Origin of the sequence: Isoptericola halotolerans, from assembly GCF_003003075.1 — a bacterium.
Lineage (GTDB): Bacteria > Actinomycetota > Actinomycetes > Actinomycetales > Cellulomonadaceae > Isoptericola > Isoptericola halotolerans_A.
Genome location: NZ_PVTX01000001.1, coordinates 311,644 through 332,667, shown reverse-complemented (window position 1 = coordinate 332,667; position 21,024 = coordinate 311,644). Strand labels below are relative to the sequence as shown.

The 21,024-nt window shown below is 74.7% G+C and carries 19 protein-coding genes and 1 riboswitch; of the genes, 15 read left to right on the top strand and 4 right to left on the bottom strand.

Translation table 11 applies throughout. The annotated features are described in order from the left end of the window. Positions 1-11: 11 nt before the first annotated feature. On the top strand, positions 12-788 hold the full coding sequence (locus BCL65_RS01580) for an HAD-IIA family hydrolase (RefSeq protein WP_106264549.1): 777 nt from the start codon (positions 12-14) through the stop codon (positions 786-788). Positions 789-880: 92 nt separating this feature from the next. Here the strand turns inward: BCL65_RS01580 and pyrE are convergent, their stop codons facing one another. Then, positions 881-1,459 (bottom strand): orotate phosphoribosyltransferase, encoded by a 579-nt coding sequence (gene pyrE / locus BCL65_RS01575; protein WP_106264547.1) that lies wholly within the window; start codon positions 1,457-1,459, stop codon positions 881-883. A 138-nt stretch (positions 1,460-1,597) separates the two neighbouring features. Here pyrE and BCL65_RS01570 point away from each other — a divergent pair, with 138 nt between their 5' ends. Genes BCL65_RS01570 through BCL65_RS01560 form a run of 3 tightly spaced genes read left to right on the top strand, consistent with a single transcriptional unit; the run spans position 1,598 to position 4,497 of the window. Then, positions 1,598-2,587 carry an ATP-binding cassette domain-containing protein gene (locus BCL65_RS01570; protein WP_243400784.1) on the top strand — a complete coding sequence of 330 codons (990 nt, stop codon included), beginning with the start codon at positions 1,598-1,600 and terminating at the stop codon, positions 2,585-2,587. Beyond that, on the top strand, positions 2,584-3,417 hold the full coding sequence (locus BCL65_RS01565; RefSeq protein ID WP_106264545.1) for an ABC transporter permease: 834 nt from the start codon (positions 2,584-2,586) through the stop codon (positions 3,415-3,417). Before BCL65_RS01570 ends, BCL65_RS01565 begins: the two co-directional genes overlap by 4 nt. Positions 3,418-3,474: 57 nt before the next feature. Beyond that, positions 3,475-4,497, top strand: a complete 1,023-nt coding sequence (locus BCL65_RS01560) for a TetR/AcrR family transcriptional regulator (protein ID WP_106264543.1) — start codon at positions 3,475-3,477, stop codon at positions 4,495-4,497. 4 nt (positions 4,498-4,501) lie between these two features. On the opposite strand, the gene BCL65_RS01555 is transcribed toward BCL65_RS01560, so the two are convergent. Next, positions 4,502-5,275: an SDR family NAD(P)-dependent oxidoreductase gene (locus tag BCL65_RS01555; protein ID WP_106264542.1), complete on the bottom strand. Its 774-nt coding sequence runs from the start codon at positions 5,273-5,275 to the stop codon at positions 4,502-4,504. A gap of 30 nt (positions 5,276-5,305) precedes the next feature. Here BCL65_RS01555 and BCL65_RS01550 point away from each other — a divergent pair, with 30 nt between their 5' ends. The 7 genes from BCL65_RS01550 to BCL65_RS01520 all read left to right on the top strand — a co-directional run bounded on the left by BCL65_RS01550 (position 5,306) and on the right by BCL65_RS01520 (position 12,194). Then, on the top strand, positions 5,306-6,106 hold the full coding sequence (locus BCL65_RS01550; RefSeq protein WP_106264540.1) for an exodeoxyribonuclease III: 801 nt from the start codon (positions 5,306-5,308) through the stop codon (positions 6,104-6,106). Positions 6,107-6,149: 43 nt separating this feature from the next. Next, positions 6,150-6,902 carry a septum formation family protein gene (locus BCL65_RS01545; RefSeq protein ID WP_106264538.1) on the top strand — a complete coding sequence of 251 codons (753 nt, stop codon included), beginning with the start codon at positions 6,150-6,152 and terminating at the stop codon, positions 6,900-6,902. Positions 6,903-7,226: 324 nt separating this feature from the next. Further along, positions 7,227-7,375: riboswitch (cyclic di-AMP (ydaO/yuaA leader) on the top strand. Then, entirely contained in the window at positions 7,373-8,248 is an 876-nt protein-coding gene (locus BCL65_RS01540; RefSeq protein ID WP_106264536.1) for a C40 family peptidase, read from the top strand. It overlaps the preceding riboswitch by 3 nt. 196 nt (positions 8,249-8,444) lie before the next feature. Continuing rightward, positions 8,445-9,158, top strand: a complete 714-nt coding sequence (locus BCL65_RS01535; RefSeq protein WP_106264534.1) for an ABC transporter ATP-binding protein — start codon at positions 8,445-8,447, stop codon at positions 9,156-9,158. Further along, positions 9,158-10,033, top strand: coding sequence for a hypothetical protein (locus BCL65_RS01530; protein ID WP_106264532.1), 876 nt, complete (start codon positions 9,158-9,160; stop codon positions 10,031-10,033). The genes BCL65_RS01535 and BCL65_RS01530 overlap by 1 nt, the downstream gene beginning before the upstream one ends. 92 nt (positions 10,034-10,125) lie before the next feature. Beyond that, a complete protein-coding gene (locus BCL65_RS01525) occupies positions 10,126-11,514 on the top strand; it encodes a sensor histidine kinase (RefSeq protein ID WP_106264530.1) in 1,389 nt (462 codons plus the stop codon). Then, complete coding sequence (locus BCL65_RS01520; protein WP_106264528.1) at positions 11,511-12,194, top strand: response regulator; 684 nt, start codon at positions 11,511-11,513, stop codon at positions 12,192-12,194. The genes BCL65_RS01525 and BCL65_RS01520 overlap by 4 nt, the downstream gene beginning before the upstream one ends. Here BCL65_RS01520 and clpB read toward each other — a convergent pair. Further along, on the bottom strand, positions 12,163-14,790 hold the full coding sequence (gene clpB / locus BCL65_RS01515; protein WP_106264526.1) for an ATP-dependent chaperone ClpB: 2,628 nt from the start codon (positions 14,788-14,790) through the stop codon (positions 12,163-12,165). The two genes, BCL65_RS01520 and clpB, sit on opposite strands and share 32 nt — an antisense overlap. 148 nt (positions 14,791-14,938) lie before the next feature. Here clpB and BCL65_RS01510 point away from each other — a divergent pair, with 148 nt between their 5' ends. The 4 genes from BCL65_RS01510 (at position 14,939) to BCL65_RS01495 (ending at position 19,059) form a co-directional block, all read left to right on the top strand. After that, the gene (locus tag BCL65_RS01510) at positions 14,939-15,910 is read left to right on the top strand and encodes an LppM family (lipo)protein (protein ID WP_106264524.1); all 972 of its coding nucleotides are present in this window, start codon (positions 14,939-14,941) and stop codon (positions 15,908-15,910) included. A 14-nt stretch (positions 15,911-15,924) separates the two neighbouring features. Continuing rightward, entirely contained in the window at positions 15,925-16,920 is a 996-nt protein-coding gene (locus tag BCL65_RS01505; protein WP_106264522.1) for an alpha/beta hydrolase, read from the top strand. Positions 16,921-16,987: 67 nt separating this feature from the next. Continuing rightward, positions 16,988-18,538, top strand: coding sequence for an AlkA N-terminal domain-containing protein (locus BCL65_RS01500; RefSeq protein WP_106264520.1), 1,551 nt, complete (start codon positions 16,988-16,990; stop codon positions 18,536-18,538). Beyond that, on the top strand, positions 18,535-19,059 hold the full coding sequence (locus tag BCL65_RS01495; protein WP_106264518.1) for a methylated-DNA--[protein]-cysteine S-methyltransferase: 525 nt from the start codon (positions 18,535-18,537) through the stop codon (positions 19,057-19,059). Before BCL65_RS01500 ends, BCL65_RS01495 begins: the two co-directional genes overlap by 4 nt. On the opposite strand, the gene BCL65_RS01490 is transcribed toward BCL65_RS01495, so the two are convergent. Then, complete coding sequence (locus BCL65_RS01490) at positions 19,005-20,924, bottom strand: heavy metal translocating P-type ATPase (protein WP_106264517.1); 1,920 nt, start codon at positions 20,922-20,924, stop codon at positions 19,005-19,007. The two genes, BCL65_RS01495 and BCL65_RS01490, sit on opposite strands and share 55 nt — an antisense overlap. Positions 20,925-21,024: the final 100 nt, after the last annotated feature.

Below are 21,024 nucleotides of genomic sequence, written 5' to 3'. Positions count from 1 at the left end.
ACGGTGTGCCCATGACGGACCGACAGATCGAGTGCTGGCTCACCGACATGGACGGCGTCCTCGTGCACGAGGGGCAGGCCATCCCGGGCGCGTCGGAGTTCATCGCGACGCTGCGCGACGCCGGGCGCCCCTTCCTCGTGCTGACGAACAACTCGATCTTCACGGCACGCGACCTCGCCGCGCGGTTGTCCCGCTCCGGCATCGAGGTGCCGGAGGAGGCGATCTGGACGTCGGCCCTCGCGACCGCCACGTTCCTGGCGGACCAGGTGCCCAACGGCTCGGCCTACGCCATCGGCGAGGCGGGTCTGACCACCGCGCTGCACGCGGCGGGCTACACGCTCACGGAGACCGACCCGGACTACGTGGTGCTCGGCGAGACGCGGACGTACTCGTTCGAGGCGATCACCAAGGCGATCCGCCTCATCAAGGGCGGGGCGCGGTTCATCGCCACGAACCCGGACACGACCGGGCCCTCCACGGAGGGACCTCTGCCGGCGACCGGGGCCGTCGCGGCGATGATCACCGCTGCGACGGGGCGCTCGCCCTACTACGTGGGCAAGCCCAACCCGATGATGTTCCGCTCGGCGCTCAACCGCATCGACGCGCACTCGGAGACGACGGCGATGATCGGCGACCGCATGGACACCGACGTCGTGGCGGGGATCGAGGCGGGGCTGGAGACGTTCCTGGTGCTCACGGGGTCGACGGCGCCCGAGGAGGTCGACCACCACCCGTTCCGGCCGTCGCACGTGGTGGACTCGATCGCGGACCTCATCCCCCGCGTCTGACCCGGCAGCGTTGTGGGCGCGATTTTTGGGCTCGAAAATGCCGCATTTACGGACGATTCGGGCCAGATTTCGCGCCCACAACGCTCGGGCGGTCAGGCGAGGCCGAGGTCGTCCAGCCCGAAGAGGTAGTGGTACGGCACGCCGAGAGCCTCGATCTTCTCCCCCGCCCCCGTGGCGCGGTCGACGATGGTCGCGCAGCCGAGCACCTCGGCGCCCGCTGCGCGCAGCGCCTCGATGGCGGTGATGGGTGAGCCGCCCGTGGTGGTGGTGTCCTCCAGCACGACGACCTTGCGGCCGGCGACGTCGGGACCCTCGATCTGCCGCTGCATGCCGTGGGTCTTCGCGGACTTGCGCACCACGAACGCGTCCAGCTCCTGCCCACGCGACGCCGCGGCGTGCAGGAGCGCGTCGGCGATGGGGTCGGCGCCGAGCGTGAGGCCGCCGACGGCGTCCACCTCGGCCGTGCCCAGCCCGACCTCCTCCAGGTGGTCCAGCAGCACGTGGCCCACGAGCGGAGCGGCCCGGTGGTGCAGCGTGATGCGGCGCAGGTCGACGTAGTAGTCGGCCTCCTTGCCGGAGGAGAGCGTCACCTTCCCGTGCACGACGGCGAGCTCCTGGACGAGCTCGAGCAGCTGCTCACGGGGGGTCGGGGAGAAGTCGGCGGAAGTCACGGCACCAGGGTACGCGGGCGCCCCGGGCTCCCGGGCCCCCTCGACCGCCGCCGTGTACCCAGAACACTTCGTGTATAGCCAACACTCTGTTTATGCCATACGCTCGTGTATGCCATACACACCAAAAGGAGCCCGCCCGTGAAGCCCCCGATGATCGAGATCCACGGACTGCACCAGTCCTACGGACGTACCCCCGTCCTGCGCGGCGTCGACCTGACCGTCCGGCACGGGGAGATCTTCGCCCTGCTCGGACCGAACGGTGCCGGGAAGACGACCTGCGTCAACATCCTCACCACGCTGCTGCGGCCCGACGCGGGCACCGTCACCGTGGCCGGGGCCGACGTCGTCCGCGAGGCCGGGACCGTCCGGCGCCGGATCGCCCTGACCGGTCAGTACGCCTCCGTGGACGAGTTCTCCACCGGGGCCGAGAACCTCCGGATGATGGCCGACCTGGCCCACCTGCCCCGGCGGGCCGTCCGCCACCGCGCCACCGAGCTGCTCGCCCGGTTCGGCCTCACCGACGCCGCCCAGCGCAAGGTGGCCACGTACTCCGGCGGCATGCGACGCCGGCTCGACCTGGCGATCAGCCTCGTCGGCGACCCCGACGTCCTCGTGCTCGACGAGCCCACGACAGGGCTCGACCCGGCCTCGCGCTCCCAGCTGTGGGAGGTGGTCCGTGGGCTCGCCGCCGACGGCACCACCGTCCTGCTCACCACCCAGTACCTCGAGGAGGCCGACCGCCTCGCGGACACCATCGCCGTGCTGGCCGACGGCCGGGTCGCCGCCCTGGGCAGCGCCGCGGAGCTCAAGGCCCTGGTCTCCGGCGAGCACGTGCGGGTCACGTTCGACGACGCCCGGAGCCTCGCCGCCGCTCGCGACGTCGCGCTCGCCGGCCTGGCCGGCCTGGACGCCGCCGAGACCGACCACCGGTCGCTCGCGCTGACCTTCCCCAGCACCGAGCCCGTCCGGACGATCCGCGACGTGCTCGACCGCACCGACGCCGGCGGCCTCGCCGTCTCCGGCGTGAGCGTCGTCCGGCCGACGCTCGACGACGTCTTCCTCGCCCTCACCCAGCACCCCGCCCAGCCCGTCCAGCCCGTCCAGCCCGTCCAGGAGACCGCACGATGACCGTCCAGACCCCGGCCGCACCCGCGGCACCACCGCCGTCCACCCGCCGCAGCCCGGACCGGAGCACCCGCCGCAGCGCTCCGCTGCGCGACGTGGCGACCATGTCCCGTCGCGAGGCCCGGCGCAGCATCCGGTCGGTCGACGGCATCATCACCGCGTTCGCGCTGCCGGTCATGATCATGGTCGTGTTCGTCGTCATCTTCGGCGGCGCGATCAGCGGCGGCACCGGTGACTACATCGACTACGTGGTGCCCGGGGTGCTCGTCATGTGCCTGGGCATGAACTCCGCGACCGCGGCGACCGCCGTCGCGCAGGACATGACCTCGGGCACCATCGACCGGTTCAAGACCCTGCCGATCTTCTCGCCGTCGGCCCTGTGGGGGCACGTCGTGGCGAGCGTCGTGCGCAACCTGGCCTCCGCCGTCCTGGTGGTCGCGGTCGCCCTGGCGCTGGGCTTCCGGCCCGACGCCGGACCGGCGGGCTGGCTCGGGTTCGTCGCCTTCGCGACGTTCGCGATCGTCACGTTCACCTGGGTCAGCGCCGTGCTCGGTCTCGTGATGAGCGTCGACTCGTCGCAGTCGGTGACGATGATCTTCCTCTTCGTGCCGTACCTCAGCTCCGGGTTCGTGCCGGTGGAGACCATGCCCGACTGGCTGCACGGGTTCGCCGAGAACCAGCCGTTCACGCCGATCATCGAGACGGTGCGCGGCCTGCTGACGGGGAACCTCGAGACGTCCACGCTCCTGGCGGCGTGCGCCTGGCTCACCGGCTTCCTGGCCGTCAGCCTCGTGGCGGGGAGCCTCCTCTACCGGCGCCGCAGGGCGCGGTGAGACGGTTCGCCGGCGGTCGGCCCGCTCGCCGGGGCGGCCGTCGGCGATGATGTCCCCATGACGGACGCACCCGAGCTCCCTCCCGGCCTCGCCCTCGCGTGGGGCGTGGCCGAACGCCCGGAGCGCGCGCCCCGGCGCGAGCTGAGCATCGAACGCATCGTCGCGGCGGCCGTCGAGATCGCCGACACGGACGGCCTCGGGGCCGTCTCGATGGCTCGCGTGGCCAAGAGCCTCGGCTTCACCACGATGTCCCTCTACCGGTACGTCACCAGCAAGGACGACCTGCTGCTCCTCATGCAGGAGTCCGTGATCGACGTCGAGTTCCCGCCGGCGCACGAGCCGGCCGACTGGCGCGCCGAGCTGCGCGAGTGGGCCCTGGTCACGCTCGCCCTGTACCGCGCCCACCCCTGGGTCCTGGACATCCCGATCACCGGCGCACCCCTGACGCCGAACAACCTGCGGGCAGCGGACGCCGGGCTGCGCGCGCTGCGCTCGACGCCCCTGGCGGACGAGGAGAAGATCGCGACGATCCTCCTGGTCAACGGCTACACGCGCAACGCCGCCGCGCTCGGCCGCGACCTCGACCGCGCCGCCACCGAGGACGACGGCGCGGCGGCCGCCGCCGGCCTCGCCGACACGCTGCGCGCACTCGTCGACGAGGTCCGCTTCCCCTTCCTGCGACCGCTCGTCGAGCGTGGCTCCTACATCGCCCAGACGCCCGGTCTCGACGAGGTCGACGACGTCCAGTGGGGCCTGGACCGGACGCTCGACGGCATCGCCGTGCTCATCGAGCACCGCGCCGCGGGGGCACCGCACGCCGGGGACGACGACGCCGCTTCCGTGACGCCGTCGGGCACCGACCCCGGGAGCCGGGAGCTCGCCGAGGAGGCCGCGGCGCGGGCGCGCACCTACGCGGGCGACCCCCGGGTGAAGAAGGCCGCCCACCGTCGCAAGGACGCCGAGCGGCAGGTGCGGGAGGCCCGCAAGAGGCTGCGCGAGCTGGAGAAGGCCGAGCAGGCGGCACGGCAGGCCGAGGCGGAGGCGGCACGTCAGGCCGCGGCACGCGCCGCCCGGGACTGACCCGTCAGCGGTAGTGGCCGATGGCCCGCACGGCCGAGCGCGGCAGCACGCGCAGCAGCGCCGAGGCCGCCTTGTAGCGCACCGACGGCGTGGAGATGACGACGCCGCGGCGCACGTCCGCGAGCGCCTGCGCCACCACGAACGGGGCACCGAGCCACGCGCCGTCGGGCACCTGGCTCATCGACAGCCCGGCGCGGTCGTGGAACTCGGTGTGCGTGAAGCCGGGGCACAGCACCGTGGCGGTCACGCCGGAGCCCCGCAGCTCGACGGCGAGCCCCTCGGTGAAGGACCGGACGTAGGCCTTGGCGGCGGCGTAGGTGCCGCCGGCGGTGAGGGCGGCGACCGAGCCGACGTTGAGGACGGCGCCCCGCCCGCGGGCGGTCATCTGCCCCACGGCCGCGTGGCTGAGCTGCACGACGGCGCGCACCATGACGTCCACGGCGTCCAGCTCGGTGCCGACGTCTCCCCCGACGAACCGCTGCGCGGTGGCGAACCCGGCGTTGTTGACGAGCAGGCCCACGGGACGGCGGTCCTCGCCCGGCTCGTCCCCCGCGACGGCGAGCCGCTCGGCGACCCGGGCGACGTCGTCGGCGTCGGAGAGGTCGGCGGGCAGCACCTCCACCTGGACCCCCGCGGCGGCGCGGATCTGCCCGGCCACCTGTTCGAGGCGCTCGGTCGTGCGCGCCACGAGCACGAGGTCGTGTCGCGCCGTGGCGAGCTGCCAGGCGAACTCCAGTCCGAGGCCGGCGGTGGCACCGGTGACGAGCGCGGTTCCCATGACCGCACTCTATGTGCCTAGGGTGCCTGCGTGCGTATCGCCACGTGGAACGTGAACTCCCTGCGAACCCGGCTGGACCGGGTGCTGGCCTTCCTGGAGCGTTCGAGCATCGACGTGCTCGCGATCCAGGAGACGAAGTGCCGTGACGACCAGCTCCCGGTCGCTCCGTTCGAGGCGGCGGGCTACGAGGTCGCCCACACCGGGTACCACCAGTGGAACGGCGTCGCGATCGTCTCGCGCGTGGGCCTGAAGGAGGTCGAGACGTCGTACGCCGGGCAGCCGGCGTTCGGCAAGCCGGGGCAGGAGCCGCGGGTCGAGGCCCGCGCGATCGGCGCGACGTGCGGCGGCGTGCGGGTGTGGTCGCTGTACGTGCCGCACGGCCGCACGCTGACCGACCCGCACTACGCCTACAAGCTCGCCTGGCTCGACGGGCTGCGGGCGCAGGCCGCGGGGTGGCTGGCGGCCGACCCGACGGCGCAGGTCGGGCTCCTGGGCGACTGGAACGTGATCCCGCGGGACACGGACGTGTGGGACGTGACGGCGTTCGAGGGCCACACGCACGTCTCGGCGGCGGAGCGGGCCGCGTTCGCGGCGTTCGAGGACGCCGGGTACACCGAGGTCACGCGCGAGCACCTGCCGGCCGAGCACACCTACACGTACTGGGACTACCAGCAGCTCGCGTTCCCGCGGAACAAGGGGCTGCGGATCGACTTCGCGTACGCCTCGCCGGCGCTGCGCGACCAGGTCACGGCGGTGACCGTGGACCGGGACGAGCGGCGGGGCAAGGGGGCGAGCGACCACGTGCCGGTCGTCCTGGACCTCGCGGGCTGACCGCGGCACCCGCGGACCCAGCCGAACGCTCTAGGTTGTTCCCATGACCGACGTTCCGGACCGCTCCGAGGACCCGCTGTTCGTCTCCCCCGGCCCCGGCGCGGCAGGTCCGGCAGGTTCCGCGGAGCCGGCAGGTCCCGCCGGTCCGGCGGTTCCGGGCCACCCCGGGGCCGACGGCGGCACCCCGGTCGACCGGCCGGTCCCGGCGGGTGGGCTGGCCACGGCGGAGGACCCGACCGCCTACGGGGCGCGCTGGGGCGCTCCCGGGGGTCCGACGCCCGCCGCCCGGGCCGCCGCGCGCCGTCGGGCACGGGGCTGGGTGCTGTCCGTGCTGGGCGTGGTGGTGCTGGTCGTGGTGGTGGCGGCGGGCGGCTCGTGGCTCGTGAACCGCGCGCACGACCGGGCCTGGGAGCCGGTGGCGGGCGACGTCGCGGAGCCCGGCACGGTGAACGCCGTCCAGCTCGTGCTGGGCTCGTGCCTGGCCGACGTGCCGGACTCCGCGACGGTCGGCACCGTCGAGGTGGTGCCGTGCCGGGACGCGCACGTCGCGCAGGTCGTCGGGCGGCACGACTCGACGGTCGACGAGGTGTGGCCGGGCGCCGACGTCGTGCAGGCCCGTGCCGCCCGGGCCTGCACCCCCGAGCTGGTCGGCGCGCGGGCGGAGGCCTCCGGGCTGGCGGACGACCTGACGTGGGTCCTGTGGACGCCCAGCGAGGAGTCGTGGGAAGCGGGCGACCGCGCCGGGCTCTGCGTGGCCGTCTCGGCCGCGCCGCGGACCGGCACCCTGCTCGAGTGAGCCGGCCCGGGGGCCGCCGAGTTGTGAAGATCTGCGCCCGACCTGCATCGATGGCGCCGGTGCGCCCGCACTTCGAGCTGCCAGGACCGGGCATCGACGACATATCGACCGCCGATCTGTCCGCGCCCGGCGAGATATAGCGGCATTTGCCGCACTCGCCCCCGATGTTCTCCCGGACGGATTTCTTCACGGTTTCTTCGCGAACGACCCTGCAACTCACCGTTATCCGACTGTGATCTGACCGGGATCCGTCGTTAGCGTTCGCGGGTCGCCCCACGTCTGGGGTGAACGGTCGGGCCGCAAGCCGAGTGCTGCCGGCGGCCCGGCATCACCGAACCCACGGCAGCAGCGGGAGAACCACGTTCTTCGGGCGGACTCGTGCCGCCCTCGGGGTTAAGCCGTCCCACGACGGCGGGCCATCACTTCTCGGCCTCATCCGACAGCTCATCTCGCAGGCTCGAGAGGTCAGCATGTCCATCACTCACCACAGTGGTGCGCGCCCGCAGGACGCCACCACGGCGCGCATGCCGCGCCTGCGACGCTCGACCGTCGCCATCGCCCTGTCCGCCGCGCTCGCCGGTGGCACCCTCGTCGCCGGAGCCGGCCAGGCCTCGGCAGCACCCGCCCCGTCCACCGCAGCGGCCACCTCGACGGCCGGCCTCTCGACCGCCGGCCACGGGCTCGTCACGGCCCGGACCTCCAAGCCCGTCGTCAAGGTGTCGGTCTCGCGCAAGACCGCCAAGCAGGGCAAGGGCAGCACCCGTCCCCGGTTCACCGTCCAGGCCACGAAGGGCGGCGACGCGGTGAAGGGCCGGGTCCGGCTCTTCGTCGACGGCAAGAAGGTCAACGTCAAGAAGCTCAACAAGAACGGCATCGTGCGCATGAAGCCGTTGCTGAAGCACTACGACGTCGGCAAGAACCGCATCCGCCTGACCGTCGTGCCCGCCAAGTCCACCGGCCTGGCCAAGGTCAAGAAGCACCGCACCATCCGGGTGAAGGCGAAGCAGACGAGCGGGGCCAAGGTCGTCCAGGTCGCCAACCGGTACGTCGGCTACCGCTACTCCTACGGCGGCACCAGCCCGTCGTCGGGCTTCGACTGCTCCGGCTTCACCTCGTACGTGTACAAGAAGGCGACCGGCAAGAGCCTGCCGCGCACCACGTCCGCGCAGAAGCGGGCCGGCAAGGCGGTCTCGCGGTCCCAGGCCCGCCCCGGTGACATCGTCTACACCCCGGGCCACGTCTCGATCTACGCCGGCAACGGCAAGATCATCGAGTCGGCGCGTCCCGGCGTCGGCGTCGTCAAGCGCAAGATGTGGCAGGACAACCCCACGTTCGTCCGCGTCTGACGCGCACCGCACGCACCGCACGCCCGTGCCCGGCACGGCTCGACCTGTTCGAGCCGTGCCGGGCACGGGCGTTCGGCGTTCCCCCAAAAGTCGTAGGCCACGTTCCCCCTCCCGCCAGAAGCGACGACGACGCCGCCCCGGCCAGGCTGGGAGCACCGCGCCGGAACCGGCCCGGCCACACGCGAGAGGGGATCACGTGCCCGCCATCCAGATCACCGGGCTCCGCAAGTCGTACGGAGCGTTCGACGCCGTGCACGACGTCGACCTGACGGTCGAACCGGGCCGCGTCGTCGGTCTGCTCGGCCCGAACGGCGCCGGCAAGACCACCACCCTGCACGTCCTGCTCGGGCTCGCCGCACCCACCGCCGGTGAGGCACTCGTCCAGGGTCGCCGCCACCACGACCTCGACCAGCCCGCCCGGACCGTGGGCGCGCTGCTCGACGCCGGTGGCCTGCACCCCGGCCGCACCGGCCGGGACCACCTCCGGATCCTCGCCCTGGCGGCCGGGCTCCCCGCCCACCGGGTCGACGACGTCCTGGAGATCGTGTCGATGACACCCGCCGCCGACCGCCGGGTGCGCACCTACTCGCTGGGGATGCGGCAGCGGCTCGGGCTGGCCGCCGCGCTCCTCGGCGACCCGGCGGTGCTCGTCCTCGACGAACCCGCCAACGGGCTCGACCCGGCCGGCATGCGCTGGCTGCGCGAGATGCTGCGGTCCTTCGCCGACGGCGGCGGTGCCGTCCTGCTCGCCAGCCACGTCCTCGCCGAGGTGACGCAGGTGGCCGACGACGTCGTCGTCGTCGGACAGGGCCGGGTCATCACCGCGGGCCCGCTGGACGAGCTCGTCCGCGACGCCTCCCTCGAGGACGTCTACCTCGACCTGACCGCCACCACCGCAGGAGTCCGCTGATGTTCCGTGCCGAGATGCTCAAGCTCCGTTCCACCCGGTCGCCGTGGATCATCGGGATCGTCGCGCTCGCCGGCGCCGCGCTCCTCCAGACGGTGACCATCCTGCTGCCCCGCCTGCTCGAGGGCCTCGACGAGCTCGCCGCCACCGAGGGGCCGACCGGTCCGGCCGCGGACCTGGTCCCCGACCTGGCCGCCCTGACGGACCTGGGCAGCGCCTCCGTCCAGCGCGGCATGCTCGACCTGCTCGGCAACGGGCCGTCGGGCACGGGATCCGTCGGGGTCGCGACCCTGTGCATGCTCATCCTGGGCGCGCTCGCCGGCACGACGGACTTCCGCACGGGCGGCATCGTCCCGACCGCGCTCGTGGTCCCGTCGCGCACCCGCGTCCTGCTGGGCAAGGTGGGCGCGACGGCCGCGGCGGCGGCGACGATCGGTGCCGGGCTCGCGCTCGTCTCGGCGCTCGGCCTCGCGTCCGCGCTGCTGACCGCACCGGGCACCGGGCTGGCCCTCGGGGCCGGTGACGTCCTGGGGATCTGGGCGCGCGGTCTGTGCGTCCTCGTCGCGTTCGCCTGGCTGGGCCTGGGGGTCGGCATCCTCGTGCGGGGCCAGGTCGCCGCGGTCGTCGTGGTCGTGGCGGTCGCCTTCGTCGAGCCCATGGTCCAGACGGTCGTCGCCCTGCTGTCCGGCGGTTCCTCCGCCGTGTCGTGGATGCCCCTGACCCTCGGCGCGCTCGCGTCGACCGGCCAGGGCGCCGCCGGCCTCCTCGGTGACGCCGGGACGATCGGGGTGGCAGCCGCCCTCGCCGGGCTCGCCGCGTGGGTGGTCGTCGTGCTCGGCTCCGGGGCGGTCACGTTCCGCCGCCGCGACCTCGTCTGACCCCGGCGCGTCCGGCGGACCGTGGCCTCCCGGCCCGGTCTGCCGGGCCACCGGTATCCTCGCCCCAGCACCCGACGGACGGAAGGCACCGCGTGACCGGCCCCCTGCTCCGGCGTCTCCGCGCCGCCCGTGCCACCCCCACCGCCCGCGACGCCGCGCTCGGGGCGGTGGTCGGTGTCCTGACGCTCGTCCTCTTCCTGGTGGTGGAGCGGGTGGCGTTCGACGAGGTGGTCGCACCGCTCGTCGGCCAGGCCGCCGACGCCGGGCACCTCGGGACCCGCGGGCGCCTCGCGGTGGTCGGCGTCATCGTCGCGCAGGCGATGCTCCTGACCCTGCGCCGGCGGTCCCCGCTGCTCTGCCTCGCGCTCGTCGCCGCCGCCCAGGTGGCGCTCGTGGCGGTCCTGCCCCCGCTCATGACCTTCCAGGCGCCGGCCACGCTGGTCGCGGCCTACTCGGTGGGCGCGTACCTCCCGCGGCGCGGCGCGCTCGGGTGGTCGGGCGCGGCGGCGGTCGTGCAGACCGTCCTCGCGTTCGTGCTCACGGGACCCGTCCCCGAGCACCTCCCCGCCGCCGGCACCGCCGCGACCCAGCTCTGGACCGGGCTGCTGTCCGCGGTGCTGGCCTACGTGGCGGCCACCGCCGTCGGTGTGTACGTCGGCACCCGCCGGGAGCTGGAGACGCAGCTGCGCGAACGTGTCGAGCAGGCGGAGCGGGAGCGGGAGGCGCTGGCGGCCCGCGCGGTGCTCGAGGAGCGCGGCCGCATGGCGCGCGAGCTGCACGACGTCGCCGCGCACCACCTGTCCGGCATCGTCGTCCAGGCCGCCGCGGCGGAGCGTCTCGTCGGCACGGACCCGGACCGCGCGCGGGAGTCGTTGCGCTGGATCCGCACGCAGGGCCGCTCGACGCTGGACGACCTGCGCCTCGTCGTCGGCCTGCTGCGGTCCGGCGACCGGGCCGACGGCCGCGACGGCGACGCACCGCAGCCCACCCTCGACGACCTGCCGGCGCTGCTCACCCTCGCCCGGTCCACGGGTGCGGACGTCCGCCACGAGGTCCGGGGTACCGAGCAGGACCTCCCGCCGAACGCCCAGCGCACCGTCTACCGGGTGCTGCAGGAGTCGCTCGCGAACGCCCGCCGGCACGCGCCCGGCCAGCCCGTCACCGTCGTCGTCGACCACCGGCCGGACGAGGTGGTGCTCACCGTGCGCAACCGCGTCGTCGTGCCCGGCGACGGCCCGGCGGCGGCCGGCCGGCCCGCCGAGGGACGCCCCGGGCGGGCCGCACCGCCGGGGCACGGCATCATCGGCATGTCCGAGCGCGCCGCCCTGGTCGGCGGCACGCTGCAGGCCTCGGTCACGCCCGACGGCGCCTGGCTCGTCCGCCTGGCGGTCCCCCGCGAGGCACCCACCGGCCGCGCGGCGCCCGGCACCGAGACGCTGCAGGAGCCGACCCGCCCCGGCGTCGGGCAGGAGGCGTCGTGACCCGGGTGGTGCTGGTCGACGACCAGTCCGTGGTCCGCGCGGGTTTCGCGGTCATCCTCGGCTCCGAGGGGATCGACGTCGTGGGCGAGGCCTCCAGCGGCACCCAGGCCGTCGAGGTCGTCCGGCGGGTGCGTCCCGACGTCGTGTGCATGGACGTCCGCATGCCCGGGGGCGACGGCATCACCGCGACCCGGGAGCTGGCCGGGCCCGGCGTCGTCGACCCGGTCCCGGTGCTCGTGGTGAGCACGTTCGACCTGGACGACTACGTGTTCGGCGCCCTCGAGGCCGGCGCCAGCGGGTTCCTGCTCAAGGACGCCGAGCCGGAGGTGCTGGTCGACGCGGTCCGGCGGGTGGCGTCGGGCGACGGTCTCGTGGACTCCTCGCTCACCCGGCGCGTCCTGGACGAGTTCGCCCGCCGGCGGGCGCCCGCCCCGCGCGACGACGGCGCCGCCGGTCTGCTCACGCCGCGCGAGCACGAGATCGTCACCCTGCTGTGCCGGGGGTCGTCGAACGCGGAGATCGCCTCCGCGCTGTTCCTCGAACCGAGCACCGTCAAGTCCCACCTGGGCCGGGTCATGACCAAGACCGGCACCCGCGACCGCGTCCAGCTGGTCGTGTGGGCGTTCGAGCACGGGGTCGCGGGCCCGGTCAGGCGTTCAGCACCTCCGGGGCCACGGTGAGCCCCCCGCCCTCCGGGTCGCGGTCGACGACGACCCGGTCGCCGTCGGTCACGTCACCGGAGAGCAGGAGCCGGGCCAGCCGGTCCCCGATCTCCCGCTGCACCAGGCGCCGCAGCGGACGGGCGCCGTACGCCGGGTCGAAGCCCTCGAGCGCCAGCCACTCACGCGCCGACTCCGTCACCGACAGGGTGATGCGCCGGTCCGCGAGCCGCGCCGCGAAGGCGGCGACCTGGAGCTCGACGATCCGCCCCAGCTCGGTGATCGACAGCGCGTCGAACACCACCACGTCGTCGAGCCGGTTGAGGAACTCGGGCTTGAACGACGCCCGGACGGTCGTCAACACGTTCTCCCGCTTCGCGGCGTCGTCCAGCGTCGGGTCCACGAGGAACTGGGACCCCAGGTTCGACGTCAGCACCAGGATGGTGTTGCGGAAGTCCACCGTGCGGCCCTGGCCGTCCGTCAGGCGGCCGTCGTCGAGCACCTGCAGCAGGATGTCGAACACCTCGGGGTGCGCCTTCTCCACCTCGTCGAGCAGCACCACGGAGTACGGCCGGCGGCGCACCGCCTCGGTGAGCTGGCCGCCCTCCTCGTAGCCGACGTACCCGGGAGGTGCGCCGACCAGGCGTGCGACCGAGTGCTTCTCGGAGTACTCCGACATGTCGATGCGGACCATCGCCCGCTCGTCGTCGAAGAGGAAGTCGGCCAGCGACTTCGCGAGCTCGGTCTTGCCCACGCCCGTGGGGCCGAGGAACAGGAACGAACCCGTCGGGCGGTCGGGGTCGGCGACGCCGGCCCGCGAGCGCCGGACGGCGTCGGACACGGCGGCCACCGCCGACCGCTGCCCGATCAGCCGTTCGCCGATCACGTCCTCCATGCCGAGGAGCTTCTCCTGCTCGCCCTGCAGCATCCGCCCGGCCGGGATGCCGGTCCAGGCCGCGACGACCTCGGCGACCTCGTCCGCGCCGACCCGGTCGGCGATCATCGGGGCCTCGTGCGCGACGTCCTCGGCCGCGGAGACGGAGGCCTCGGCCTGCTCGGCATCGGTCAGCTCGCGTTCGACGGCGGGGATCTCGCCGTACTGCACGCGCGCAGCGCCCTCGAGGTCGCCCTCGCGGAGCTTGCGCTCGGCGTCCACGCGGAGCTCGTCGAGCCGGGCGCGCAGGTCGCCCACCCGGTTGTGGCCGGCCTTCTCCGCCTCCCAGCGGGCCGTCAGCGCGGCCAGCTGCTCGCGCTTGTCCGCCAGGTCCGAGCGGAGGCGCTCGAGGCGGTCCTGCGCGGTCGCGTCGGCCGAGTTGTCGGCCTCGGAGAGCACGACCTCCTCCATCTCCAGCCGGGTGACGGCACGCTGCAGCTCGTCGATCTCGACGGGCGAGGAGTCGAGCTCCATGCGCAGGCGGGAGGCGGCCTCGTCGACCAGGTCGATGGCCTTGTCGGGGAGCTGGCGGCCGGAGACGTACCGGTCGGACAGCGTCGCGGCGGCGACGAGGGCGGAGTCGGCGATGGTCACCTTGTGGTGCGCCTCGTACCGCTCCTTGAGCCCCCGCAGGATCGCCACGGTGTCCTCGACCGAGGGCTCGCCGACGAAGACCTGCTGGAAGCGCCGCTCGAGGGCCGGGTCCGTCTCGATGTGCTCGCGGAACTCGTCCAGCGTGGTGGCGCCCACCATCCGCAGCTCGCCACGGGCGAGCATGGGCTTGAGCATGTTGCCCGCGTCCATGGCGCCTTCCCCGCCGGCGCCCGCGCCCACGACGGTGTGCAGCTCGTCGATGAAGGTGACGACCTCGCCGTCGGACGAGGCGATCTCCTCGAGGACCGCCTTGAGTCGTTCCTCGAACTCGCCGCGGTACTTGGCGCCGGCGACCATGCCGACCAGGTCCAGCGCGACGAGGCGCTTGCCCTGCAGCGACGTCGGGACGTCGCCGGCGACGATGCGCTGGGCCAGGCCTTCGACGACGGCCGTCTTGCCGACGCCGGGCTCGCCGATGAGCACGGGGTTGTTCTTGGTGCGGCGGGACAGCACCTGCACGACGCGCCGGATCTCGGCGTCCCGGCCGATGACCGGGTCGAGCTTGCCGTCCCGGGCGCGCGCGGTGAGGTCGGTGCCGTACTGCTCCAGGGCCTTGTAGGTGCCCTCCGGGTTGGGGCTGGTGACGCGTCCGGAGCCGCGGACCGCGGGCAGCGCGGCACGCAGCGCGTCGGCCGTCGCCCCCGCCGCCGTCAGCGCCTGCGCGGCCGAGGACTGCCCGGCGGCCAGCGCGATGAGCAGGTGCTCGGTCGAGACGTACTCGTCGCCGAGTCCCTCGGCCTCCTGCGCGGAGGTGGTCAGGACGGACTGCATCGGCCGGGACGGTGCCGGCTGGGCGACGCCCTCGCCGCTCACCGTGGGCAGCGCGACGAGCGCCGCGCGCACCTTCTGACCGATCTGCTGCGGGTTGGCACCGACGGCCTCGAGGAGACCGACGGCGACCCCGCCGGACTGCTGCAGCAGCGCGGCCAGCAGGTGGGCCGGCTCGAGCTGGGGGTTGCCGGCCGCCGACGCCGACTGCACGGCGTCGCCGATGGCCTGCTGCGACATCGTCGTGAACTTGGTGTCCATGGGTCCTCCGTGTCCGCTCCTGGGGTGCTGCCGAGTTCAACCTCCGCAAAGTTGAGTCTATTCCACTCAACCCTGCCGCGCAGGCCGTCGGGCGCACGTCCTGCCGCCAGCGCGTGCCGCCCGCCCCTCCGTGGGTGATGCTGGACAGGTGCAGACACCCACCCGAGGCCGAGGCCGCCTCCGCACCGCCGTCGTCGCCCTGCTCGCCATGGTGGGGCTGCTCGCCCTCGCCGGCTGCATGAAGGTCGACATGGACATGACGCTGTCCGAGGACGACACCGTCTCGGGGTCGCTCGTCATGGGGTTCTCCGACGAGCTCGCCACCAGCATGGGCATGGACCCCCAGCAGCTCTGGGACCAGGCCGGCGGCGAGATCGCCAGCGACCTGCCGGAGGGCGCGACCCAGGAGCCGTACGCGGACGGCGAGTACACCGGCACCACGATGACGTTCACCGACGTCCCGATCGAGGAGCTGTCCGGTACGGGCACCGACGAGCTGTCCATCACCCGTGAGGGCGACGAGTACGTCGTGGCCGGCACCATGGACATGACCGACGACACGGGTCAGCTCGACTCCCTGCCCGGCGGGGTCGCGGACGCCTTCGACGTCCGCCTGGCCGTCACGTTCCCGGGCGAGATCACCGACACGAACGGCACCGTCGAGGGCAGCACGGTCGAGTGGCGCCCCGCCATGGGCGAGAGCACCGAGATCTACGCCCGTGGCGACGCCGGCGGCGGGCTCGGCTCCGGCGGGTTCCCCTGGTGGATCGTCGGCGTCGTGGTCGGCCTGGCCGTCATCGCGCTCGTCGCCGTCCTGGTGGTGCGCAACAACCGCCGCGACGGGACCGCCGCCGCGACGGGCACCGGCGGCTACGCGACGGGACCCGGCAGCCACACCGGCGGCGCGTCGGTGCCCAACCCGTACACGCCCGGGGGCACGCCGCCCCAGCCCGCGCCGCCGCTGGGCCAGCCGCCCGTGGCCGCGCCGGGCCAGCCGCCGCTCGCCTCCCCGCAGCCGCCGGCGGAGCCGCCGCACCCGGCGCCCGAGCGGCCCGACGCACCGGGTGGCGCGCCGGAGGACCCCGGAGCCCCCGGCGAGCGACCCGACCAGCCCCGCTGAGTAGGCTCGGCGGGATGACGTCCGCACCCGGCCCCACCGCACCCGGTCCTGCCACCCCCGCGCCCCCGGAGCCGACCGCCTGGCGCCCCGACCTGCTGGGCGACGGCTTCGAGGCACGCACCCTGCCCCTGCCCGACGGCGCCGAGGCCACGCTCGTGCGGTACACACCTTCGGTGGCGCCCGACGGCAGGCCCGCGCGGGTCGCCGTGCTGGCGGTCCACGGGTTCGTCGACTACTTCTTCCACCCGCACGTGGCCCGGGCGCTCGGAGCCGCGGGGTACGCGTTCTACGCCGTCGACCTGCGCGGGCACGGGCGCTCCTGGGACGCGCACGCCGCAGCGGGCCACGACCCGAACCAGGTGCCGGACATCGCGGTCTACGCCCAGGACCTGGACGCGGCCGCCGCCGTCGTCCGGGCCGCCGGGCACGAGCGGCTGGTCGTGCTGGGCCACTCCACGGGCGGCCTGGTCGCCCCGCTGTGGGCCGCGGCACGGCCCGGCCGGGCCGACGCCGTGGTGCTCAACAGCCCGTGGTTCCGGTTGAACAAGCCTCGCCTGACGCGCTGGGCCGCGACAGCGATGGTGGAGACGGTCGCCCCGGTGGCGCCGCGGGCCGTGGTGAGCCACCTCGTGGCGGACTACGCCCTGGCCCTGCACGCCGAGCACGGCGGCGAGTGGGAGTTCGACCCCGCGTGGAAGTGGCACGAGCCCTTCGCCGTCCGGGCGGTCTGGCTGCGGTCGGTGCTGCGGTCCCAGCGACGCCTCTCCCGCGGCCTGGACCTGGACGTCCCGGTGCTCGTGCTCTCCTCCGACCGGTCCAGCCGCGACCAGCACCTCACCACCGACACGGTGCTGGACGTGGGGCACATGCGCGCCGTCGCGCCGGTGCTCGGCGACGACGTCAGCTACATGACCGTCCGCGGCGGGGCGCACGACCTGACCCTCTCCCCCGCCCCGGCCCGCGGCGAGTTCCTCGACGCCGTCGTCGGCTGGCTCGACGCCTCCGTCTGAGCGGGTCGCGGCGGACCCACCGCCATGTCCGAATTCCGCTAGCCGAACGCCGCCACGGCAGGCGAGGATGAGTCTCGTGACCCTCCCCGCCACCGCACCGGACCCGGTGTTCGCCGAGCGCTACCGCGCGATCGCCGCCCGCGACGTGCGGTTCGACGGACAGTTCTTCACCGCCGTGCGCACCACCGGCATCTACTGCCGCCCCTCCTGCCCGGCCCGCACCCCGCGGCAGGAGAACGTCACCTTCTACCTGACCAGCGCGGCCGCCCACGGCGCCGGGTACCGGGCCTGCAAGCGCTGCCTGCCGGAGGCCGCGCCCGGCACCCCGGCGTGGGACCTGCGCGGCGACCTGACGGCGCGCGCCATGCGGCTCGTGGCTGACGGCGTCGTCGACCGCGAGGGCGTCGACGGCCTGGCCGCTCGCCTCGGCTACAGCCCCCGGCACGTGGGTCGCGTGCTGCGGAAGGACCTCGGCGCCGGTCCCCTCACCCTCGCCCGGGCCCACCGCGCGCAGACCGCCCGCACCCTGCTCACCAGCACCGCCCTGCCGGTGGCCGACGTCGCGTTCGCCGCCGGGTTCGGCAGCATCCGCCAGCTCAACGACACGGTGCGGGAGATCTTCGCGACCACCCCGACGGAGCTGCGCGCCCGCGCCACCGGCCCCGCCATCGCCGTCCTCACGGACCGCACCGGGGACGAGCCCGCCAGCCGGGTCCGCCTCCAGGTCACGCTCCCCGTGCGCGAACCGTTCGACGCCGTGGGGACCGTCGCCTACCTCGGCTCACGCGCCGTCGAGGGCGTCGAGACCGCCACGGTCGACGGTCGTCAGGCGACGTACGCCCGCACGCTCCTGCTGCCCCACGGCCCCGGCGCCGTGCACGTGACCGCCGGTGCCGCCGTCGGCCCCGGGCGGGTGGCCCTGCGCCTGGAGCTCGCCTCGCTGCAGGACGTCGCCACCGCCGTCGCGCGCGTGCGCCGCCTGCTCGACCTGGACGCCGACCCGGTCGCCGTGGACGCCGCGCTCGGCGCCGACCCGGCACTGGCCGCGAGCGTCGCCGCGACCCCGGGCACCCGCGTGCCGGGCGCCGCCGACCCGCACGAGCTCGTGGTCCGCGCGATCGTGGGCCAGCAGATCTCCGTCGCCGCGGCCAGCACCCACCTCGGCCGGCTGACCGCGGCCGCCGGCACGCCGTACGCGTCCGGGTTCGACGGCCTGACCCGGCTGTTCCCGACCGCCGCGCAGGTCGCCGACGACGACGGCGCCCACCTCGCGCTGCCCGCCCGCCAGCGGCAGACGGTCACCACGACCGCCCGCGCGCTGGCGGACGGCACGCTCCGCGTCGACGTCGGGGCCGATGCCGAGGCCCTGCGTGCCGACCTCGAGGCCCGCCCGGGGATCGGCCCGTGGACCTCCGGGTACGTCGCGCTGCGCGTGCTGGGCCACCCCGACACCTGGCTGACGGGCGACGTGGCGCTGCGCGCCGGCGCCCGGGCGCTCGGCCTGCCCGACGACCACCGCGCGCTCGCCGAGCGCGCCGCCTCCTGGGCGCCCTGGCGCTCGTACGCCGCCCGGCACGTCTGGCGTGCCGCCGCCCCCACCGGAAGGACCTCGCCATGACCGCCTCGACCACCCTCGACACCCCCGACGGCCCGTTCACGATCGTCGCCGACGACGGCGTGGTGCTCGCCTCCGGGTGGACCGACGACGTCGCGTCCCTGCTCGCGCTGGTCCACCCGGAGCTGCTGCCGGCCGGCCCAGGCAGCCCGACGGTCCGCGCGGTCCCCGAGTCCGCCGCGGAGGTCGTGGGCCCCGCGGCGGCCGTGCGCGCCTACTACGCCGGTGACCCGACCGCCGTCGGACAGGTGCCCGTACGGCAGCGGTCCGGGCCCTACCGCCAGCACGCCTGGGAGGTGCTGCGGACCGTGCCGCCGGGGACCCGGGTGACGTACACCGAGTACGCCGACCGGACCGGTCGGCCGGCAGCCGTGCGCGCCGCCGCCGGAGCGTGCGCCCGCAACGCCGCCGCCCTGTTCGTGCCGTGCCACCGCGTGCTGCGCAGCGACGGGACGCTCGGCGGGTTCCGCTACGGGTTGGACATCAAGGAGTCGCTGCTCGCCCGCGAGCGCGCCGCGGCCTGACCTGTCGCCCCGGACCGGGTCTCGTCCCGTCCGGGGCGCGTGGCCAGGAGCGCCCACAGGATGCAGGCGAGGTCGACCCCCTCCTGCAGCCATGCGCCGGCGAGCGCGGGGAGCCGCCCGGTGGCCGCCACGACCATGAGCAGCGACGACAGCCCGATCCCGAGCGCGATGGCCTGCCACGCGACGCGCACGGTGCGCTGACCGATCCGCACCGCCGTGACGGTGCGCGCCAGGTCGTCGTGCACCGCCACCGCGTCGGCCGACTCCGTCGCGGCCGTCGAGCCTCGTGCCCCCATGGCCATGCCGATGTCGGCCACGGCGAGGACGGGCGCGTCGTTCACCCCGTCCCCCACCATCAGCACCGGGCGGTCCGGCAGCCGTCGCACGGCGTCGACCTTGTCCTGCGGCAGGAGCCCGGCGCGCACGTCGTCGATGCCCACCTGGTCCGCGACGTGCCGGGCGGTGACCTCGGCGTCCCCGGTGAGCATGACGGTGGTGCGGACCCCGGCTCCGCGCAGGGCCACCAGGGTGTGGCGGGCCTCGGGCCGGAGCTCATCCGCGAGAAGCACCGTCCCCGCGTACGAGCCGTCGACCGCCACGTGGACACCGATCTGCCCGGCCCCGGGCCGGGGGGCGGGGTGGCGGGGGTCCTCACCGACGTAGGCCAGCTTGCCCACGGCGACGGCGTGCCCGTCGACCGCCGCGCGAGCACCACGGGCCGTCTCCTCCACGACGTCGTGCCCGGGCGAGAGCTCGATGCCGCGCTGGTGCGCGGCCCGCACGATGGCGGCGGCCAGCGCATGCACCGAGTACTGCTCGACGGAGGCCGCGAGCGCGAGCAGCTCCTCGGCGCTGCGCCCCGGGACGGGCAGCACCTCCGCGACGACGGGTGCACCCCGGGTGAGCGTCCCCGTCTTGTCGAGGGCGACCGTCCGCACCCGGGACAGCAGCTCGAGGGTGCCCGCGGACTTGACGATGATCCCGTTCGACGCGGCGCGAGACATCCCCGACATGAACGCCACGGGTGCGGCGATGATCAGCGGGCAGGGGGTGGCGACGACGAGCACCTCCGCGAACCGGGTCGCGTCCCCGCTCAACGCCCAGGCCGCGGCGGCGAGCAGGAGCGCCACCACCGTGAAGGGCACCGCCACGCGGTCCGCGAGACGGACGAACGGAGCCTTGGACGCCTGCGCCTGCTTCACGAGCTCGATGATCGCCTGGTACTGCGACGTCGCCGCGGTCGCCGTGGCGCGCACCCGCACCGCATCCGAGCCGGCGACCGAGCCCGAGAGCACCGGGTCACCGCGGTGGTGCTCCACCGGGAGCGACTCCCCGGTCAGCGAGGACTCGTCGAACGTCGCGGCCGCGGTGAGGAGGAGCCCGTCCACCGGGACGACCTCCCCCGGCCGGACCCACACCTCGTCCTCGGGCCGGATCCGATCGACGGGTACCTCCTCGAGCGTCCCCTCGGGCCCGGCGCGCTGGGCGACGCGGGGCTCCCGGGCGAGCAGAGCCGTCAGCTCGCGGCGTGCCCGGCCGTTCGCCGAGGTCTCGAGCGCCTCCCCGCCGGAGAGCATGAGGCACACGACCAGCGCCGCCCAGTACTCGCCGACCAGCACCGTGGCGGCCACCGACAGCACGGCCAGCATGTCGACGCCGTAGGTACCGGCACGCAGGTCCATGACCATGCGGCGCCCCCGGACCACGACGAGGACGAGCGCGAAGGCCGAGACGGCGATCTGCGCCGACCCGGCCGGACCGAACGCTTCGAGCAGGCCGCCGACGCCCCCCGTCGCCACCGTGGCGGTGACCCACGGATAGCGGCGGACTGCGAGGCGTCGACCTCGTTCGTCCCTCGTCCTCATCAGCAACCACCTCTGCGGCCTCGGCGGACGCACGCGGGGCCGCGGCGTCCGCCGCACCCCACCACCACCGTGCGGAGCCGCGCCGGTGGGAGGCCAGAGG

What these genes read in the sequence shown, in the direction of transcription:
- BCL65_RS01580 (WP_106264549.1), top strand. Translation starts at nt 12, where the DNA reads ATGACGGACCGACAGATCGAGTGCTGGCTCACCGACATGGACGGCGTC.
- BCL65_RS01565 (WP_106264545.1), top strand. Translation starts at nt 2,584, where the DNA reads ATGACCGTCCAGACCCCGGCCGCACCCGCGGCACCACCGCCGTCCACC.
- BCL65_RS01560 (WP_106264543.1), top strand. Translation starts at nt 3,475, where the DNA reads ATGACGGACGCACCCGAGCTCCCTCCCGGCCTCGCCCTCGCGTGGGGC.
- BCL65_RS01555 (WP_106264542.1), bottom strand. Translation starts at nt 5,275, where the DNA reads ATGGGAACCGCGCTCGTCACCGGTGCCACCGCCGGCCTCGGACTGGAG.
- BCL65_RS01545 (WP_106264538.1), top strand. Translation starts at nt 6,150, where the DNA reads ATGACCGACGTTCCGGACCGCTCCGAGGACCCGCTGTTCGTCTCCCCC.
- BCL65_RS01540 (WP_106264536.1), top strand. Translation starts at nt 7,373, where the DNA reads ATGTCCATCACTCACCACAGTGGTGCGCGCCCGCAGGACGCCACCACG.
- BCL65_RS01530 (WP_106264532.1), top strand. Translation starts at nt 9,158, where the DNA reads ATGTTCCGTGCCGAGATGCTCAAGCTCCGTTCCACCCGGTCGCCGTGG.
- clpB (WP_106264526.1), bottom strand. Translation starts at nt 14,790, where the DNA reads ATGGACACCAAGTTCACGACGATGTCGCAGCAGGCCATCGGCGACGCC.
- BCL65_RS01505 (WP_106264522.1), top strand. Translation starts at nt 15,925, where the DNA reads ATGACGTCCGCACCCGGCCCCACCGCACCCGGTCCTGCCACCCCCGCG.
- BCL65_RS01500 (WP_106264520.1), top strand. Translation starts at nt 16,988, where the DNA reads ATGAGTCTCGTGACCCTCCCCGCCACCGCACCGGACCCGGTGTTCGCC.
- BCL65_RS01495 (WP_106264518.1), top strand. Translation starts at nt 18,535, where the DNA reads ATGACCGCCTCGACCACCCTCGACACCCCCGACGGCCCGTTCACGATC.
- BCL65_RS01490 (WP_106264517.1), bottom strand. Translation starts at nt 20,924, where the DNA reads ATGAGGACGAGGGACGAACGAGGTCGACGCCTCGCAGTCCGCCGCTAT.